Source organism: Micromonospora sp. WMMA1996, from assembly GCF_002573675.1.
Classification (GTDB): Bacteria; Actinomycetota; Actinomycetes; order Mycobacteriales; family Micromonosporaceae; genus Micromonospora; species Micromonospora sediminicola.
Genome location: NZ_PDHU01000001.1, coordinates 864,112 through 881,358, shown reverse-complemented (window position 1 = coordinate 881,358; position 17,247 = coordinate 864,112). Strand labels below are relative to the sequence as shown.

16 protein-coding genes and 1 riboswitch are annotated in these 17,247 nt (G+C 74.1%); of the genes, 6 read left to right on the top strand and 10 right to left on the bottom strand.

All coding sequences use genetic code 11. The annotated features are described in order from the left end of the window. Positions 1-12: 12 nt before the first annotated feature. The 3 genes from COO58_RS04270 to eccB form a co-directional block, all read right to left on the bottom strand. Positions 13-1,299, bottom strand: a complete 1,287-nt coding sequence (locus tag COO58_RS04270) for a WXG100 family type VII secretion target (protein WP_098743904.1) — start codon at positions 1,297-1,299, stop codon at positions 13-15. Next, a complete protein-coding gene (locus tag COO58_RS04265) occupies positions 1,292-1,630 on the bottom strand; it encodes a hypothetical protein (RefSeq protein WP_255292514.1) in 339 nt (112 codons plus the stop codon). Before COO58_RS04265 ends, COO58_RS04270 begins: the two co-directional genes overlap by 8 nt. A 149-nt stretch (positions 1,631-1,779) precedes the next feature. Beyond that, complete coding sequence (gene eccB / locus COO58_RS04260; protein ID WP_091583122.1) at positions 1,780-3,249, bottom strand: type VII secretion protein EccB; 1,470 nt, start codon at positions 3,247-3,249, stop codon at positions 1,780-1,782. Between the two features lie 162 nt (positions 3,250-3,411). Between eccB and COO58_RS04255 the strand changes: the two genes are divergently transcribed. Further along, positions 3,412-4,584, top strand: a complete 1,173-nt coding sequence (locus COO58_RS04255) for a type VII secretion protein EccE (RefSeq protein WP_091583118.1) — start codon at positions 3,412-3,414, stop codon at positions 4,582-4,584. Here the strand turns inward: COO58_RS04255 and eccD are convergent. Further along, on the bottom strand, positions 4,568-5,965 hold the full coding sequence (gene eccD, locus COO58_RS04250; RefSeq protein ID WP_098743903.1) for a type VII secretion integral membrane protein EccD: 1,398 nt from the start codon (positions 5,963-5,965) through the stop codon (positions 4,568-4,570). The two genes, COO58_RS04255 and eccD, sit on opposite strands and share 17 nt — an antisense overlap. Before the next feature lie 170 nt (positions 5,966-6,135). On the opposite strand from eccD, the gene eccCa reads away from it, so the two are divergent. The 3 genes from eccCa (at position 6,136) to COO58_RS04235 (ending at position 10,920) form a co-directional block, all read left to right on the top strand. Then, on the top strand, positions 6,136-10,101 hold the full coding sequence (gene eccCa / locus COO58_RS04245) for a type VII secretion protein EccCa (protein ID WP_098743901.1): 3,966 nt from the start codon (positions 6,136-6,138) through the stop codon (positions 10,099-10,101). A gap of 200 nt (positions 10,102-10,301) precedes the next feature. Then, the gene (locus COO58_RS04240; protein ID WP_091583107.1) at positions 10,302-10,610 is read left to right on the top strand and encodes a WXG100 family type VII secretion target; all 309 of its coding nucleotides are present in this window, start codon (positions 10,302-10,304) and stop codon (positions 10,608-10,610) included. Positions 10,611-10,638: 28 nt separating this feature from the next. Then, positions 10,639-10,920 carry a WXG100 family type VII secretion target gene (locus COO58_RS04235; protein ID WP_091583103.1) on the top strand — a complete coding sequence of 94 codons (282 nt, stop codon included), beginning with the start codon at positions 10,639-10,641 and terminating at the stop codon, positions 10,918-10,920. Positions 10,921-11,025: 105 nt separating this feature from the next. Here COO58_RS04235 and mycP read toward each other — a convergent pair whose 3' ends face one another. Both mycP and COO58_RS04225 read right to left on the bottom strand, forming a co-directional pair. Further along, entirely contained in the window at positions 11,026-12,180 is a 1,155-nt protein-coding gene (mycP, locus tag COO58_RS04230; protein ID WP_091583098.1) for a type VII secretion-associated serine protease mycosin, read from the bottom strand. A gap of 143 nt (positions 12,181-12,323) precedes the next feature. After that, positions 12,324-12,662 carry a helix-turn-helix domain-containing protein gene (locus COO58_RS04225; RefSeq protein ID WP_091583095.1) on the bottom strand — a complete coding sequence of 113 codons (339 nt, stop codon included), beginning with the start codon at positions 12,660-12,662 and terminating at the stop codon, positions 12,324-12,326. 170 nt (positions 12,663-12,832) lie between these two features. Here COO58_RS04225 and COO58_RS04220 point away from each other — a divergent pair, with 170 nt between their 5' ends. Beyond that, the gene (locus COO58_RS04220; protein ID WP_091583092.1) at positions 12,833-13,486 is read left to right on the top strand and encodes a carbonic anhydrase; all 654 of its coding nucleotides are present in this window, start codon (positions 12,833-12,835) and stop codon (positions 13,484-13,486) included. A gap of 58 nt (positions 13,487-13,544) precedes the next feature. Here COO58_RS04220 and COO58_RS04215 read toward each other — a convergent pair whose 3' ends face one another. The 4 genes from COO58_RS04215 to COO58_RS04200 all read right to left on the bottom strand — a co-directional run bounded on the left by COO58_RS04215 (position 13,545) and on the right by COO58_RS04200 (position 16,928). Further along, positions 13,545-14,570: a hypothetical protein gene (locus COO58_RS04215; RefSeq protein WP_091583088.1), complete on the bottom strand. Its 1,026-nt coding sequence runs from the start codon at positions 14,568-14,570 to the stop codon at positions 13,545-13,547. 4 nt (positions 14,571-14,574) lie between these two features. Continuing rightward, positions 14,575-14,705, bottom strand: a riboswitch (cyclic di-AMP (ydaO/yuaA leader). A 154-nt stretch (positions 14,706-14,859) separates the two neighbouring features. Continuing rightward, positions 14,860-16,149: a YibE/F family protein gene (locus tag COO58_RS04210; RefSeq protein WP_098743900.1), complete on the bottom strand. Its 1,290-nt coding sequence runs from the start codon at positions 16,147-16,149 to the stop codon at positions 14,860-14,862. Between the two features lie 143 nt (positions 16,150-16,292). Further along, complete coding sequence (locus COO58_RS04205; protein ID WP_246247961.1) at positions 16,293-16,472, bottom strand: SHOCT domain-containing protein; 180 nt, start codon at positions 16,470-16,472, stop codon at positions 16,293-16,295. Positions 16,473-16,628: 156 nt separating this feature from the next. After that, positions 16,629-16,928: a metal-sensitive transcriptional regulator gene (locus COO58_RS04200; protein ID WP_091583077.1), complete on the bottom strand. Its 300-nt coding sequence runs from the start codon at positions 16,926-16,928 to the stop codon at positions 16,629-16,631. Positions 16,929-17,009: 81 nt separating this feature from the next. Here COO58_RS04200 and COO58_RS04195 point away from each other — a divergent pair, with 81 nt between their 5' ends. After that, positions 17,010-17,216: a heavy-metal-associated domain-containing protein gene (locus tag COO58_RS04195; protein WP_091583071.1), complete on the top strand. Its 207-nt coding sequence runs from the start codon at positions 17,010-17,012 to the stop codon at positions 17,214-17,216. Positions 17,217-17,247 lie beyond the last annotated feature (31 nt).

The following is a 17,247-nucleotide window of genomic DNA, read 5'->3' as shown; positions in this document are numbered from 1 at the left end:
TCCGTGTCGACGTCAGATGCCGCCGAGCACCGGCGGCGGGGCCGACCCGGCGTCGCCCCAGACCATCTCGTCCTCGGTGAGCCAGGTCAGCCGGCCCTCCGACTCGTCGTCGTCGGCGGCGCCGCGCCCACCCAGCACGCCGTTGCGGCCGGCCATGGCGGGCCGACCGCTGGCACTGGTCGTGCGGCCGGTGGACCTGCTCTCGGCGTCGACGGTCAGGCCGCGGCCGGACGTGAGCCGCCCGGTGCCGGCGGCCGAGCGGTTCTCCGCGCCGGGCACGCCGCCGAGTCGCCCGGAGGACGCCGCGTTCGTGGGGCCCGTCCCGGCCAACGAGCCGGTGCTCAGCACGCCGGGGCCGCCGTAGAGCGTGCCGCCACCCCCGCCGGCCGTCATCGTCGGGTTGGCGCTGCCGGGACCGAAGCCCGGGCCGCCACCGATCTGCGGACCGCCGGTGGTGGCGGTGAGCGGGCCGGCGCCGGCCAGCGAGGTGCCGGTCGGGTCGAGCGTGCCGCCGGTCGTCACGGAACCCGGCGTGCCCGCGCCGGGGTGGCCGCCGGGGATGCCGTCGCCCGGGCCGCCGTCGCCGGGCATGCCGCTGGTCGGGGCGGTGTGGTGCACGCCCGAGGTGGTCGCGGTGCCGTTCGCGCCCGGGCCGAAGCTGCCCAGGGTCGGACCGGCCGACGGCGTCTGCACCGACGGGCCGCCGTGCAGCGTCGGGTCGCTCCCGTCGTGGTGGCGGGGCAGCTCGATGGGGGGCGGCTCCGGCACCACGATCCGGCCGTACGCCGAGAAGTCGTAGCCCTCGGCCAGCTTCGCCACGACCTGCACCATCCGCTGGTGGGCCTTCTCCTGCTCGGCCTCGTCCTGCTGGTGGCCGACGATGCCGCCGATCAGCGCGCCGGGGGCACCGCCGATCAGGAAGCCCTTGCCGGCGCCGGAGAGCAGCTTGTCGTTGTCGTCGGTCTTCTCCGGGCTCTCCGCCTTGGCCTGGGCGGCGCGCAACTCGCTGGCCATCATGTCGAGGCCCTGTCGGATGCCCGTCATGCCCTCGGCCAGGTTGCCGGAGTAGCCGACCACCATGTCGAGCCGGCGGTGGAACTCGCGGGCGGCGTCACCGGTCCAGGTCTTCGTCAGCGCGTCCAGGTCGGCGGCGAGGTCGCGGCCGAGGTCGTCGAGGGTGCCCTTGAGCGACGTCCACTGGGCGCTGAGCCCCTCGATCTGCAACGGGTCGCCGGCGTTGACGCCCTGGTAGAGCTCCTCGTGGCTGACGTGCTCGTAGCGCTGGGTGTATTCAGACACGCGGATCCTCCTTCGGCTGCTTCATCGCCTCGTTGAGCCCGGAGAGGGCGGCGGCGATGTCGGCCGCGGCGGCGGCGTTGCGGGCCTCGGCGGTCCTGTAGTTCGTCATGATCGTGTGGGTCGCCTCGCGGGCGGCCAGGATCGCCCGGCGCAGTCGGTCGACGTGGTTGACGTAGCTCTGGTGCGTCTCGGAGTAGCGACGGGAGTTGTCGGTCGCGTCGGTGAACGTGCCGAGCGCCGGCGGGCGGCACTGCATCTCGGTGTTGAGCTTGCGCAACACCGACTCCGCCTCGTGCAGACGTCGCTCGAGCCGCTGGTGAAAATCCTCCAAGGACAGTACGTCGACTGTCGTGCGCCCCGTCATGGCTGCATCCCCGTAGTCATCGTCCGGAACCGTTGGCCATGCTCAGGTTAGTCGAACCGGACCAACCCGGGCGACCCGTCGCCGCTCTCCTCCACTTCGGACCTCTCGCCCCTCGCTCAACCGCCCTGGACCTGGGCCGCCCCGCCGTCCGTCGAGGGCGTCGCGCCGGCCGTCGGGGTGTCCGCCGCATCGAAGTACGCCAACGCGTCCTGCCGGGCCAGCGTCGGGCCGGTCGGCACCAGCGCCAGCAGCGAGGCGGGCACCGCCAGCGGGGTCACGTCGCCGTAGCCGAGCGCGCTCCTCGCGTCGCCCCCGGCGGCGCCGAGCGGGTAGCGGATCCCCTGCGCGGTGATCAGGTAGACCGTCGAGCCGGCCGCCGGCTTGCCGCTCTCGCCGGCCGTCGCCTGCACGAGCACGCCCTTTCCGCCGGGCAGCAGCACGCTCTCGGCGGTGCGGACGGCGTCCCGGGCGCCCTGCCGCGCCGGCATCGCGGTCGTCCCGGCCAGCTCGGCCGGCGGCGAGTCGAAGACCTCCAGCGTGGTGGTCGGCGGCTGACCGGCCGGCCCGGAGCGGTAGGTGGCGCAGAGCACCGTGCGCCCGGGGCGGACGTCGTGCAGCGTCGGCGTCCGGGCCGGCAGCCCGTCGGCGTCCAGCCGCTGGTCGGTGAGGAGCCGGCCGGCCTCGTCCGCCGTGATCTCGGTCACCGTGCCTCCGCCGCCGAGCAGCAGGCGGGCGGTGACCTCCCGGATCGTGGCCAGACCCTGCCGGGTCAGCACGTAGTACTGGCCGGCGGCCTGGTAGACCTGGCCGATCCGGGCCGGCCGGTCGGCGACGGTCAGCCCGCTCGGCCCGCCGTCCCCGTCGATCGCGGGCTTGCGCAGCGCCGGGCCCACCGGCACCGCGTTGAGCAGCTGCTGCCCGACGGTGAGGTTGGTGGCGCCCGCCATCTGCAACGCCACCAGCGCCTGCTCGTCGCCGACCACGCGTAGGCGGGCGCCACCGGTGAGCAGGTAGCGCGCGTCGCTGGTGCGGACCAGGACGGCCCGGTCGGTGAGCGGGGTGCCACCGGGCAGCGGGCGGTCGACCACCAGGCGGGTGGTGGAGCGCTGCGGGTCGTTCGGGTCGGGCACGTCGCAGACCGACCACGGCAGCCCGACCAGGGACTTGCGGTCCGGCAGGTCGTCCGGCGCGCCCACGATGCCCACCATCCGGCCCCGCGGCCGGTCCTTGATGGAGGCCTGCGACATGGTGCGGACCGTCGCCGACGCGTCGTTCACGATCAGCCGGGCCGAGGCGTAGTTGAGCGTCGGGTGCAGCACCTGGTCTTCGCCGAAGTAGTAGGTGGCGCCGGTCTCCCGCTCGATCACCACGGTGTTCGCCTCGAGCGGCGCGGAGTTGCTGGTGAGCTGTCCGTACGCGCCCACACCGCCGAGCACCACGGCCGCGGCGACGACGCTGCCGAACACCGCCATGCCGAGGCGGCGCATCGGCAGGTCGTTGGTCTCCGGGTCGCCGGAGAGCAGCGCGGAGACGATGCGGCGGGTGACGAAGCGGTACGCCTGCACCTGATCGCGGCGGGTCCGCATGACTAACCTCCGGCGGGGGTGGGTCCGCGGCGATCAGGTCCGAACAGCGCCGCGGGCTTCCCTACGATAAGGGGCCGTCGGGGGTCTGCCGGGACCCCGTCCGCCACCCGACGACGCACCCCGCCGGCGGATGCCCAGGATGTCCAGAAGGGACGCTCACCGATGACGCAGCTCCAGGCGCCACCCGGTCGTACGGCCACCGCCCCCGCCGTGCCGGTGGACCGGCCGGTCACCCCGGCGGACCGGCGCCGGCGCGGCCGACTCGGTCCGGTCGTCGTCGGTCAGCTCGTGGTGGTGGAGTGCGCGGCGCTCGCGGTCTGGTTCGCCACCGCCGGCCCGACCTGGCTGCTCGCCGTGGTCGCCGGGCTGGCGCTGCTGGCCGTGGTGGCCGCGTTCGCCCGCCGGGGCGGCCGTTGGTGGTACGAGGACCTGATGCTCCGCCGCCGGCTGCGCCGACGTCGGGACCGGTCCCGGGGCGCGGTGCCCGGCGGTGACCCGCGGCTGGCCGCGCTCGCCCCCGAGCTGACCGTGGTGGAGCTGACCGAACGCGGCACCCGACTCGGCGTCGGGCAGGACGACCGGGGCTGGTTCGCCGCCCTGGCGTTGACCGGCCGACCCGGCGCGCCCGCCGGGTCGATCGAGGCGTCGACGGTGGACCGGGCGCTCGCCGTGCTGGCCGACTTCACCGGCCCGGTCACCCAGACCCAGGTGGTCTCGCACACCCTGGTCTGGTACCCGGCGCCCGGCGCGCCGCCCGCGGCGCACCGCACGGTGTGGGTGGCGCTGCGACTGTCGGTGGGGGACGCGCGCGCCGAGACGGTGAGCCGTGGCGGCGGCCTGCGCGGCGTGCACCGCACGGTCGCGGCCGGAGTGGGGCGGCTCGGCAAGGCGCTCACCGCCGCCGGCCTCGGCCACCGGGTGCTCGGCCGGGACGAGCTGCACGCGGCGGTGGTCTCCGGGGCGGGGCTCGACCTGGCGCCGGAGTCCCCGGTCGAGACCTGGACCAGCCTGCGCGGGGGCGGCTGGACCCAGCGCTGCCTGGCCCTGCGGGTCCGCCCCAGCGGCTCGCTGGGCGCGCTGGTGGACGCGGTCACCTCGACCTCCGCGCCCTCGCACACCGTCGCGGCCGTGGTGCTCCCCGGCGGCCGGCGGGTCCCGCCGCTGCTGCGCGTGGCGGCCATGGACGGGCACGCCGAGGCGCTGGTGAAGGTCGTGCGGGAGATGGCCCGGCGGGCCGGTGTGCCGGCCCGCCCGCTGGACGGCCAGCACGGCCCCGGCGTCTACGCCACCGCGCCGGTCGGCACCGCGATGGGCACCGTCACGGTCGAAGGTTGACGATCCAGCCGTACATGCCGCAGACCCAGACGGCCAGCGGCACCAGCGCGACGATCAGCAGGATCTCGACGATGTCGAGGGTGCGGCCCCAGACCGGGGAGATCCGCTTGCCGGCCACGGTGAGGCCGTAGACCAGGCTGATCACGGCAACCACGGTCAGGCCGCCCAGGACCAGCCCGAGCCGGACCGGCGTCGAGCCGGCCGCGAAGACCGCCAGGGCGGTGAGGCCGAGGCCGACGGTGCCGGCGAGCAGCACCGGGGTGCGCTGGCCCCGGCCGAGGAACGGGCGCGCCCGCAGCAGCGACAGCAGGGCCAGCACCAGGCAGAGCAGGACGGCCGGGAGCCGGCCGTCGAGCGCGAGCACCACCTCGCCGCCGAGCACCAGCAGCGAGACGGTCCAGAGCAGGCCGGTGAGGAATCCGTCGGCGCGCTCGCTGTCGCGCAGCACCGACGGCCCGTCCACCGACTCGGTGTCGGTCTTCAGGTCCTCCGGGCCGGTCGGGATCGACGGCACCGGCAGTCGGGCCAGTCGGTAGGCCAGCATCGGCAGCGCGGGCAGCGCGCCGAAGGCCACCGTCGCCACCACCGCCGCCGAGGCCGCCGCGCCGATGCCGAAGGCCAGGCTGAGCACCGCGCCGAGACCGACCGCCGCCCCCACGCCCACCGCGCCGAGGAACAGCGGCAGCCGGTCGCCGACGGCGAGCGCGGCCACCGCGCCGAAGACCACCACCGCGGTGGCGGCGAGCAGCACGTGCGGGCCGGCCAGGTCGTCGAGCGGCCGGTCCCCGGCGAGCACGAGCAGGCCGCCGACCGCCGCGTAACCGACGCCGACCAGGGCCAGCACCGCGCCGGTACGGCTGTCGCCGGCCGCCCGGGACAGCACGGCGGCGCCGACCAGCAGGGCGACCGCGACCACCAGGGCGGCCAGCGCGCCGGGGAGCTGCGGCGGCCCGGTGAACAGCGCCGCGACCGCGCCCGCGGCCAGCGTCGACCCGGCGAGGAGAACGGCGAACGAGCGCGTGGTGCCCACCTGCCAGGCCCCGGCCCGCTGGGTGGTGGAGGTGGCGACCGCGTCCACCACGTCGTCGAAGACGATCTCGGGAGCGGTGGCGGCCCGGGGGTTGAAGTAGAGGACCTCCCCGTCGCGGACGCCGAGCTGCGCGGCGGTCCGGCCACCGTCGAGCGGCTGCCCGCCCAGCCGGGACAGGCTCCAACCGCCGTGCCGCACGCCCTCGTCGGCGAGGTCCTCGCCGGCGTAGCGCAGCAGCGTGGGCAGCAGGTCGGCCAGCGGCACGTCGGACGGCAGCGCCAGATCCATCCTGGTGCGCGGCGCCACGATGGTGATCCGGCTCAGCCCGCCGGTCGCCGCCTTCGTCGCCACTGTGGCCTCCTCGTGCTCGCCCTACGATCCACCCGGCCGTCGGCGTCGCCCCCACGGGTCCACGACGCCTCCGGGAGATTACCTACGATGGCGGTCGCACAGGTTGCCCACCCGACGCTCACCGCCGGTGGCAGACCACGATCACTGCCACTTCTGGGGAGGGGAGAGCCGTGAGTACGGTGGTGTTCCGCCGACTTCCGCGTCAACCGGGACCCGCGCTGCCGCGCGGCGAGGTCCTGCTGGAGTCCCCGCCCGAGCTGCCGGAGCCGCAGGCCAAGGGCATGGGGCAGGTGCTGATGATCCTGCCGATGCTCTGCGGCGTCGGTGCGATGGCCTTCCTCTACGCCGGCCGTGGCGGCGGCATGATGACGTACGTCGCCGGTGGCCTGTTCGGGGTGTCCATGTTGGGCATGGCGATCGGCACGCTCGGCAACGGCGGCAACGACAAGGCGGAGCTGAACGCCCAGCGGCGCGACTACATGCGCTACCTGGCGCAGATGCGCAAGCGCACCCGGCGGGCGGCCGAGCAGCAGCGCGCCGCGATGACCTGGCGGCACCCGGAGCCCGACGCGCTCTGGTCGATCGCCGCCTCGCGCCGGCTGTGGGAGCGGCGGATCACCGAGGACGACTTCGGCGAGGTGCGGATCGCGCTCGGCCCGCAACGGCTGGCGGTGGAGATCGTGCCGCCGGAGACCAAGCCGGTGGAGGACCTGGAGCCGATGAGCGCCATCGCGCTGCGCCGGTTCGTCCGGGCCCACTCCAGCGTGCCCGACCTGCCCACCGCCCTGTCGCTGCGCGCGTTCAGCCGGATCGCGTTGCGCGGCGACCGGGAGCCGGTGCTCGACCTGGCCCGGGCCGCGCTGGGTCAGCTGGTCACCTTCCACGCCCCGGAGGACCTGCTGGTCGTCGTGGTGGCCGCACCGGACCGGCAGCCGGTCTGGGACTGGGCGAAGTGGCTGCCGCACGCCCAGCACCCGGGGCGTACCGACGCGGCGGGCGCGCGCCGGATGGTCTTCGCCAGCCTGGCCGAGGCCGAGTCGGCGCTCGGCAACGAGCTGGGCGGCCGGCCCCGGTTCGCCCCGGAGGCGAAGCCGCTCACCACCGCGCCGCACGTGGTGGTCGTGCTCGACGGCGGCGAGGTCTCGGCGACCTGCGCGCTGACCGGCGCGGGGCTGCTCGGCACGACCGTGTTCGACCTGTCCGGCGCGGTGCCCCGGGACGCCGGCCGGTGGCTGCTCTGCCTGGACACCGGCGACGGCAGCGGGCTCGACCTGGTGCGCGGCGCCACCACCACCCGACTCGGCCGGCCGGACCGGCTGTCGCTGGCGGCGGCCGAGGGGTTGGCCCGGCAGATCGCCCCGTTCCGGCTGTCCCAGCAGCAGGGCGCCAGCACCGAGGAGCCGCTGGCCCGCAGCATGGAGCTGCCCGACCTGCTCGGCGTCGGCGACGCCGCCACCGTGGACACCCGGCAGACCTGGCGCCCGCGCAGCCACCGGGACCGGCTGCGCATCCCGCTCGGCCTGGGGCCTGACGGCAACGTGGTCGAGCTGGACTTCAAGGAGTCCGCGCACGAGGGCATGGGCCCGCACGGCCTGGTCATCGGAGCGACCGGTTCCGGCAAGAGCGAACTGCTGCGTACGGTGGTCGCGGCGCTGGCCGTGACGCACTCGTCGGAGGAGCTCAACTTCGTCCTGGTCGACTTCAAGGGTGGCGCCACGTTCGCGTCGCTGGACGCGTTGCCGCACACCAGCGCCGTGATCACCAACCTCTCCGACGAGCTGCCGCTGGTCGACCGCATGCGGGACGCGCTGGCCGGCGAGATGAACCGCCGCCAGGAGGTGCTGCGGGCGTCGGGCAACTACGTCTCCCGCTACGACTACGAGAAGGCGCGCGCGGCCGGTGAGCCGCTGGAGCCGATGCCCAGCCTGCTCATCATCTGCGACGAGTTCTCCGAGCTGCTGGCCGCCAAGCCGGACTTCATCGACCTGTTCGTGATGATCGGCCGGCTGGGCCGGTCGCTCGGCGTGCACCTGCTGCTCGCCTCGCAGCGACTGGAGGAGGGCAAGCTGCGCGGTCTGGACACGCACCTGTCGTACCGGATCGGTCTGCGGACCTTCTCGGCGGTGGAGAGCCGGATCGTGCTCGGCGTGCCGGACGCCTACGAGCTGCCGAGCGCGCCGGGCCACGGCTACCTGAAGACCGACACGGCGACCATGCTGCGGTTCCGTGCCGCCTACGTCTCCGGCCCCTACCGGGCGCCGGGGCAGACGCAGCGCTCCAGCCGGGCGCAGGTGCAGCGCCGGATCGTCCCGTACGGCATCGACTACGTGCCGGTGCCGAAGCTGCCGACCCCGGCGGAGACCGCGCCCGAGCCGGAGCAGACCGGTGACGGCAAGGCGGTGGCCATGCTGGACGTCCTGATCGACCAGCTCAAGGGCCGGGGCCGGCCGGCGCACCAGGTCTGGCTGCCGCCGCTGGCGGAGCCGTCCGGGCTGGCCGAGCTGCTGCCCAAGCTGAGCGTGCACCCGACGTTCGGCCTGACCACCGCGGACTGGCCGGGCCGGGGCCGGCTCGCGGTGCCGGTCGGCATCGTCGACCGGCCGTACGAGCAGCGGCGGGACCCGATGATGGTCGACCTCTCCGGCGCCGGTGGCAACGTGGTGATCGTCGGCGCCTCGCTGAGCGGCAAGAGCACCATGCTGCGCTCGATGCTGGCCTCCCTCGCGCTCACCCACACGCCGCGTGAGGTGCAGTTCTTCTGCCTCGACTTCGGCGGCGGCGCGCTGCGCAGCCTGGACGGGCTGCCGCACACCTCCGGCGTGGCCGGTCGACGCGACACCGAGGCGGTCCGGCGGACCGTCGCCGAGGTGGTCGCCGTGATCGACGAGCGGGAGAACCGGTTCACCCAGCACGGCATCGACTCGGTGGCGAGCTACCGCCGGCGGCGGGCCGCCGGGGAGTTCGCCGACGACCCGTTCGGGGACGTCTTCCTCGTGGTGGACGGCTGGAACACGCTGCGCCAGGAGTACGAGGAGCTGGAGCAGACCATCACCAACCTGGCCAACCGGGGGCTGGGCTTCGGTGTGCACGTGGTGATCACGGCGGTGCGCTGGGCGGAGATCCGGATCAACATGCGGGACCTGCTCGGCACCAAGCTGGAGCTGCGGCTCGGTGATCCGTCCGAGTCGGAGATCGACCGGCGGGCCGCGCAGAACGTGCCGGTCGGTTCGCCGGGTCGGGGCCTGACCCGGGACAAGCTGCACTTCCTCACCGCGGTCTCGCGGATCGACGGCAGGCGCGACATCGAGGACCTGACCGAGGCGTCGGTCGCGCTGGCCGGCCACGTGGCGGCGAACTGGCCGGGCCGGCCCGCGCCGAAGGTGCGGCTGTTGCCGCGCAAGCTGGCGCTGACCGACCTGGCCCAGGTGGTCGACCGGTCCGCCCCGGGCATCCCGATCGGGGTCAACGAGTCGGCGCTCGCCCCGGTCTACCTGGACCTGGCGAGCGAGCCGCACCTGACCGTCTTCGGCGACGCCGAGTGCGGCAAGACCAACCTGCTGCGGCTGATCGCCCGGGGGATCGCCGAGCGCTACACCCCGGCCCAGGCGCGGCTGGTCATCGCCGACTACCGGCGGGGCCTGCTGGGGGCGGTCGAGGGCGACCACCTGCTCGACTACGCGCCGTCCAACCAGGTGTTCAGCCAGGGCCTCGGCTCCATCCGCAGCGCGTTGCAGAACCGGCTGCCCGGCCCGGACGTGACCACCGCCCAGCTGCGCGACCGCAGCTGGTGGAAGGGGCCGGAGCTCTACATCCTGGTGGACGACTACGACCTGGTTGCCTCCGGCGGCAACAACCCGCTCAGCGCGCTGCACGAGCTGCTGCCGCAGGCGCGGGACATCGGCCTGCACCTGATCATCACGCGGCGGGTGGGCGGCGTGGCCCGGGCCCTCTACGAGCCGGTGCTGCAACGCCTGCGCGAACTGGATTCGCCGGGCCTGCTGATGTCGGGCAGCCGGGAGGAGGGTGCGGTGTTCGGCAACCTGCGGCCGACCCCGCAGCCGCCGGGCCGGGGCACCCTGGTCCGCCGCCGCGACGGCCAGCAGCTGATCCAGACCGCCTGGACGGAGCCGGCCTGACCGGGCACCGTCCAACTCGTACGGTCCACGCCGGATCGCGGTGTCCTGTCGGAATTCGACGATGGGAAGGGAGGGCTGCGCGGGTTGGACGTCGTCCGCTACGGTTCGGATGAAGTGTCCGTCGGTGGGGTGTGTTCGCCTTGCCGCGGGGGAGGGGCGCGGCGGAACCGCCGCCACTAGATGACGGAAGGGTGTGAAGCATGGCGTTCGAGGTCAGTGCAGCGACTCTGCACACCGCCGCGAGTGACGTGCGGTCCACGCGCAGCGACGTCGACGGCGAGCTCAAGAAGCTGTGGAACGTGGTCGACGACCTGGCCATGGCCTGGAAGGGCCAGGCTTCCACGGGCTTCCAGGGCCTGATGAACCGCTGGACCGAGGACACGGCGAAGCTGCTCACGGCGATGGACAACATCGCGGACCTGCTCGACAAGTCCGGCACCACGCACCAGGTCAACGACGAAGAGCAGCAGCAGATGCTGGACAAGTTCCACGCTGCGCTCAACCCGTGATCCGCGAAGACAGGCAGAGGAGGAATCGATGAGCATCAAGGTTGACTACGCTGTCCTCGAGAGCAGCAACCAGCAGATGCAGGCCATCTCGCGGACCATCGACGAGAAGCTGGACACGCTGCGGGCGATGCTGAGCAAGCTCGAGTGGGAGGGCCAGGACCGGGCCGCCTACGAGCAGCACCAGGCCCAGTGGGACGCCGCCGTGCGGGACATCAACAAGGTCCTCAACGAGATCGGCGGCGCGGTGGGCATCGCGCGCGAGAACTACATGACCACGGAGATGAGCAACTCCAAGGTCTGGGGCAACTGACCCGACCGGTCCACGACGGCTCCGCTCCGGCTCGCGCCGGGCGGAGCCGCTGCGTTTCCCCGTGCGGCGGGGAGGCGGAGCGCTCCGGGAGGTGACGGGGCCGGGTCAGGCGCCGCGGGGGAGGTCGCGACGGCCGGGGCGCCAGCCGCGTCGTCGCCCGCGTACCAGGATCGGGCGCAGCGTGAGCAGGACGCCGGCCAGCAGCCCGCCGACGACGGCGACCCAGATCGCTACCGTGCGCTGCCAGGCCAGTGGGTCGGCGGCCGGCGCCGGCGGCGGCATCGCGCCCAGCGGGGGGTCGTCGCGGGTGCCCAGCAGGTTCGTCACCGCCCGGTAGGGATTGACCATTCCGTAGCCCACCTCGGCGTTGTGCCCGTCGGGCGGGTTGTCCGCCGTGCGGGTCAACCGGTAGGCCACCTCCTCGGGGCTGATCTCGGGGTGCGCGGCCCGCACCAGCGCGGCCACCCCCGAGACGTACGCGGTGGCGAAGCTCGTCCCGCCCTGCGGCTCGGCGCGGTAGCCCGCACCCTGCGGGGCGGGGCCGACGATGTTCAGGCCCGGGCCGGCGATGTCCACATAGTCCGCGCTGACCGAGCTGCCCACGTGGCCGCCCTGCTCGTCGATGCCGGCCACGGCGATGACCCCCGGGTACGCCGCGGGATAGGCCGGCCGGTCCTCCCGGTTCTCCTGCCGGTTGCCGGCGGAGGCCACCACGATCACGCCCTTGCCCAGGGCGTAGTCCACGGCCGACCGGAGGGCCGGGTCGTCGAGCGTGACCAGGGACAGATTGACCACGTCGGCGTCGTGGTCGACCGCCCAGCGGATCGCCCGGCCGATCTCGCCCGGCACGTCCGGGTCGAAGTTCTCCTTGTTCTCGGCCAGCACGCGCAGCGGCAGGATGCGGGCCTCGGGCGCGACGCCCGTGTACGGCGAGCCGGTGCCCTCCCGGCCGGCGATGATGCCCGCCACCATGGTGCCGTGACCGACCAGGTCGCACTGCCCGCGCAGGTGGACCAACTGGTTGAAGTCCTCGCCGGGCAGCACCCGGCCGCGCAGCAACGGGTGGCTCGGTGAGACGCCGGAGTCGACCACCGCGACCGTGACGCCCTGCCCCTTGCCGACCCGCCAGGCGGCCGCCGGGTCGAGCCGGCTCAACGCCCAGGGCATCTCGGTGGGGGCCGGGCCGCCGGTGGGCCCGCACGCGGGGGCCCCGACCGCCGGCGTCGGCACCGCCAGCGCGCCACCGACCAGGGCGGCCACCGCCGCTCCGGACAGGACGGACCTGATCCGGTGTCCGGCACGGACGCGCCCCGTCGTCCCGTTCGGCCGCAAGCTGTCGCGCACGCGGTGAGATTACCGTCGCGGCCGCGGGCGCGTGGGAACGGGCGGTCGCGCGCGGACGGTCAGCGGTCGGCGGTGTCGCCGGTCGGCTCGGCGCCGAACAGGTCGAGCAGCGCACCCACCTGCTGGTCGGCCTCCGCCGGGTGCCGGAAGCGCCCGTTCGGGTTGACCGTGTATTCGTTGCGCCGGCCCACCCGGGTGCGGCGGAGGTAACCACCGGCCTCCAGATCGGCGACGATGGCCTGGGCCGCCCGCTCGGTGACACCCACCTCGTCGGCCACGTCCCGCAGGCGCGCGGTGGGGTTGCGCGCGATGGCCAGCAGGACGTGCCCGTGATTGGTGAGGAAGGTCCAGTTCTTGCGGCTCCCGTCCTCGGCCGGTGTGGTCGCCATGGTGGTCATCGTAGGACTCCTTCCGTCGGCGCCCCGACCCGGCGCGGTCCGCGACGGTGACGTATGAAATGCGTATCACGAAATCTTGACGTGCCATGGGTCGCGTGTGACGGTGGGTCGCGGGGCCGACACCGCCGCCGGCCGGCCTGACGGCGCCGCGCGAGGACGAGGTGAGCAGCATGATCCCGACCACCCCCGACGAGGCACTCGCCGAACTGCGTGCCGGTAACCACCGGTTCGTCACCGGTGTGCCGCAGCACCCGAACCAGGACGCCGGGCACCGGGCGGCGGTCGCCGACGGTCAGCACCCGTTCGCGGTGATCGTCGGGTGCTCCGACTCGCGACTCGCCGCCGAGATCATCTTCGACCGCGGCCTCGGTGACCTCTTCGTGGTGCGCACCGCCGGCCACACCGCCGGCCCGGAGGTGCTGGGCAGCGTGGAGTACGCGGTCACCGTGCTCGGCACGCCGCTCGTGGTGGTGCTCGGCCACGACTCGTGCGGCGCGGTCCAGGCGGCCCGCGAGGCGGTCCGCACCGGCTCCGCCCCGGCCGGACACCTGGGCGCGGTGGTGGACGCCGTCTCACCCAGCCTGCTCCGGGCCGGCCGCCAGGGCGTCGAGGACCTCGACGGCATCATCGACGTGCACATCGCCCAGACGGTGGAGGCACTGCTGGCCCGCTCCTCGGTGCTCGCCGCGAAGGTGGCCGGCGGGGCCTGCGCGGTGGTCGGCATGTCGTACCGGCTCAGTGGCGGCGAGGTCCGGACGGTGGCGCAGTCCCCGGCCCCGCTGCCGGCACCGGCCGCGTCGGCGGACGCGGCGCTCGCCGGCTGACCGGGAACCGATACGCGAAAGGGGCCGCCCACGGGCGGCCCCTTGTCGTACGCGCGCGTCAGAGCAGCGACATGTGCACGTGGTCGGTGTGGTTGGAGGGCCCGCTGTAGGAACTCCAGCCGGTCGCCGGGAACCAGATCTGCCGGTTCCAGATCACGTAGTAGATGCCCAGCCGGTCGGCGTTGCGGATGAGGAAGGCGGCCACCTCGTTGCCGTACCGGCGGGTGTCGTTGTTGTGCCACGGTGCGAAGCCGCTGTTCTGCAACGACCAGTCGCACGCCTTGCCCTTGGGGTGCTCCCACGGCCCGCCGGGGCGGTAGCAGCCCACGAAGCGGTTGAAGCCGGCGCGCTTGACCTCCTTGTACGCGTGCAGCGTGCGCGGCGTGACGCAGCCCGAGGTGGTCGGGTCGTTCTCGCTGCACGACTCGGACTTCCACCCGCCGTCGGCGGTGCGGCCGGGGCCGATCTTGGCAACCGGCGAGGTGGCCGAGACCAGGCCACCGGTGAAGTCCAGCCCGCCGACCAGCTTCAGCGCCTTCTGCGCCTCGACCTTCTCGCGGGCCATCGCGTTCGCCTGCTTCTCCTGCTCCCGCACCTCGGCGTCGAGCGCGATCTTGGCCCGCTCGGCGCGGCCCTTCACCTCGTTGATGGCGGCGAGGCGCTGCGCGTTGAACAGGTTCAGCTCGTCGAGCGCGCTGGCCCGCTGGACGAACGAGTCGGGGGAGTCGCTCTCCAGCAGCATCGCCATGGCGCCGACGCGACCGGTCCGGTAGGACTGTGCCGCGATCTCGCTCACCTGCGGGCTGAGCGCGTCGAGCTGGCTCTGCGCCGCCTTCACCTCCAGCGCGAGCTGGAGCTGCCGCTTGCGCGACGTGTCCAACTTCGACTTGGCCTGGAGGTAGGCGCGGTTGGCGGCGGTGACGGCCTCGCTGATCAGCGGTGGGTCGTCGTCCTCCGAGTGGCCCGAGGGGTTCGGGGCGGCGGTGCCGGGGGCCGCCGAGGCCGGCGTCGGCCCGGCCAGCACGGCGAGAGCGGCGAGCACGGCCACCACGGGTGTCAGCCAGCGGCGCAGGGGTGCCGTCACAGTGTTCCCTTCCGTCGACCGCCGACCGGGTTAGCTGACGGGTTCGGGACGGAAGCGGCCCCTTCCGCTGGCGCGGATTCACCCCATGTACCTGGTTCCCCGGCTCGCCCGGAGGCGATTGGGCGGCGGCACCGCAGGCGCCGGTGCGCGCCTTCGGCGGTGACCGGCAGCGAGGTTACCCGAGACCACTCCCGGGGATCTACGTCCGGAAGCCGACCAATCGCGAGAATTCGCCACCGCCCAGCGTGACCAGCATCGCGTTTGGAATCGGCCGTCACGCTGCGGAGTGTCACCATGCGGCCTCCGTGCTCCTGCCCCCGCCGGACCGGCCCTCGCCGAGCGCCTCCCACGCGTCCTCCCGGGGCGACGGCGGCCGGGGCGTCGCGGGTCCGGCGGCCCGCCCGGCGCGGCCGGCGGTGGTCACGACCGCGGCCAGCGCGGTGGTCAGCGGTACGGCGGCGATCAGGCCGAGCGTGGCCACCGCGCTACGGACGATCTCCTGGGCGAGGAACTCGCTGGTGAGCAGCTGACCCACCGGGCGGGAGTCGGCGACCAGCAGGAGCAGCAGCGGCAGCGAGGCGCCCGCGTACGCCAGCACGATGGTGTTGACGGTGGACGCGATGTGCGCCCGGCCCACCCGGGTGGCCGCCCGGTAGAGCTGCCGTCGGGACAGCCCCGGGTTGGCGTGCGCCAGCTCGGTGACGGTGGCCGCCTGGGTGACGGTGACGTCGTCCAGCACGCCGAGCGAACCGATGATGATGCCGGCCAGCAACAGTCCGTGCAGGTCCACGTCACCCTGGAACATCGACAGCGTGGTGGCGTCCTCGCTGCCGAAGCCGGTCAGGTGGGTGGCGGCGGTGGCCAGCGTGCCCAGCACTCCGGTGATCACCAGGCTGCCGAGCGTGCCCAGCACCGCCACCGACGTCTGCGCGGTGATCCCGTGGGTCAGGTAGAGCACCACGAACATGATCAGTGCGGCGCCGACGATCGCCACCAGCAGCGGCGACTGCCCGGCGCCGATGCCGGGGAGCACGAAGCCGAGCAGGATGGCGAAGCTGGCCACCAGTCCGCCCAGCGCGGCCAGCCCGCGCCAGCGGCCGAACGCCACGATCGCGGCGGCGAAGAGGGCCACCAGCCAGATCAGCGGCGTACCGCGCTGGTGCTCGGCGATGTTGTAGGTCTTCACCGACGGGTCGCCCGGGTCGACCAGCTCGACCAGGACCACCTCGTCGCCGACCGCGACCCGGGGCGCGCCGGGTCCGGTGGGGACCGGCGTCTCGACCTGCCGGCCCGCGTCCGGCCCCTGCTCGGCGGCGACGGTCACGGTGCCGCAGGGGCCGCCGGTGTCGCCCTCGGGCGACTCGGGCGTCGGCGGGCAGGGCTCGGTCACCACCCGGGTCACCGTGCCGTGGTAGCGCGGCACGTCCGCGCCGCCGTCCACCGGGTCGCGGTCCGCCCGGGGCCAGAGCACCAGCGCCGCGATCACGGTGAGCACGAAGAGCGGCACCACGGTGGCGATCAGGAGCCGGCGTACGCCCGGCGGCGCGGCGGCTGCGGGACGGGTGTGATCGGCGCCCACGGCGTCTCTCCCAACGGTCGCGGCGGAACCGGGTCACCGGACCGGTCGGGTCACCGGGGCCGGCGCGGACGCGTGGGGATCACGCCCGGGTCGTCGCCCGGCCATGGTAGCCAGGCCGGCCCGCGCCGCCGGTGGACGCCGGGTCAGGCCAGGCCGGCGCGTCGCCGTCGGTAGTCGTCCTCGTCGATCTCACCGCGGGCGTACCGCTCGTCGAGAATGCGCCGGGCCGTGCCGGGCGACGCGCGGTCCGGACCGGGCATCCGCACCACGAACCAGACGAGCCCCGCCAGCACCGCCAGCACCAGCAAAGACCAGATCCACATCCAGCCCATCATCGGGCCCGACCACATCATCCGGCCGCCCTCCGTCCGTCGGCTCCGGGTCGGCGCGGTCGCCGGGCCCGGCCACCTCGACGGTACGTCTCCCGGCCGGTCGCCGGACCGGGTCGGGCGGCCCGTCCCGGGGGCCGGAGGTCCCGGTCAGCCGCGCTTCATCAGGCGGCCGACGGCGGCCATCATCTCGGACGCCATCTCGTCGGCCCGGCCCTCGGCGGCCCCCTCGTGCATGCAGTGCCGGGCGTGCCCGTCCAGCAGGCCCAGGCCGACCTTGTCCAGCGCGGCCTGGATGGCCGAGATCTGGGTCAGCACGTCGATGCAGTAGCGGTCGTCCTCGACCATCTTCTCGATCCCCCGGACCTGACCCTCGATGCGGCGGAGCCGGGCGAGGAGCTGGTCCTTGCTGGCGGTGTAGCCCCGGGTCGGGGTGGGCGGCGTGGTCATGAGATCGAGGATAGCGTACCCCTCGGGGGTATGCTAACGTGCGATGAGTACCCCAGGGGGGTATGAGATCGGAGGGACGCGATGGAGACCACCTACCAGGTGCGGGGCATGACCTGCGGGCACTGCGTCACCGCGGTGAGCACCGAGCTGAGCGCGCTGCCGGACGTCACCGACGTCCAGATCGACCTGGCCACCGGCCGGGTCACCGTCACCAGCCGGAGTCCGCTGGACGCGGACGCCGTACGCGCCGCCGTGGACGAGGCCGGTTACGACCTCGTCGGGGCGTGACGGGTCCACGGACCCGACGACACGAGGAGAC

Bases quoted from the DNA above. Each gene is read 5' to 3' on its own strand.
- eccB (WP_091583122.1), bottom strand. From the start codon at position 3,249: ATGCGGACCCGCCGCGATCAGGTGCAGGCGTACCGCTTCGTCACCCGC.
- COO58_RS04255 (WP_091583118.1), top strand. From the start codon at position 3,412: ATGACGCAGCTCCAGGCGCCACCCGGTCGTACGGCCACCGCCCCCGCC.
- COO58_RS04240 (WP_091583107.1), top strand. From the start codon at position 10,302: ATGGCGTTCGAGGTCAGTGCAGCGACTCTGCACACCGCCGCGAGTGAC.
- COO58_RS04235 (WP_091583103.1), top strand. From the start codon at position 10,639: ATGAGCATCAAGGTTGACTACGCTGTCCTCGAGAGCAGCAACCAGCAG.
- COO58_RS04225 (WP_091583095.1), bottom strand. From the start codon at position 12,662: ATGACCACCATGGCGACCACACCGGCCGAGGACGGGAGCCGCAAGAAC.
- COO58_RS04220 (WP_091583092.1), top strand. From the start codon at position 12,833: ATGATCCCGACCACCCCCGACGAGGCACTCGCCGAACTGCGTGCCGGT.
- COO58_RS04205 (WP_246247961.1), bottom strand. From the start codon at position 16,472: ATGTGGATCTGGTCTTTGCTGGTGCTGGCGGTGCTGGCGGGGCTCGTC.
- COO58_RS04200 (WP_091583077.1), bottom strand. From the start codon at position 16,928: ATGACCACGCCGCCCACCCCGACCCGGGGCTACACCGCCAGCAAGGAC.
- COO58_RS04195 (WP_091583071.1), top strand. From the start codon at position 17,010: ATGGAGACCACCTACCAGGTGCGGGGCATGACCTGCGGGCACTGCGTC.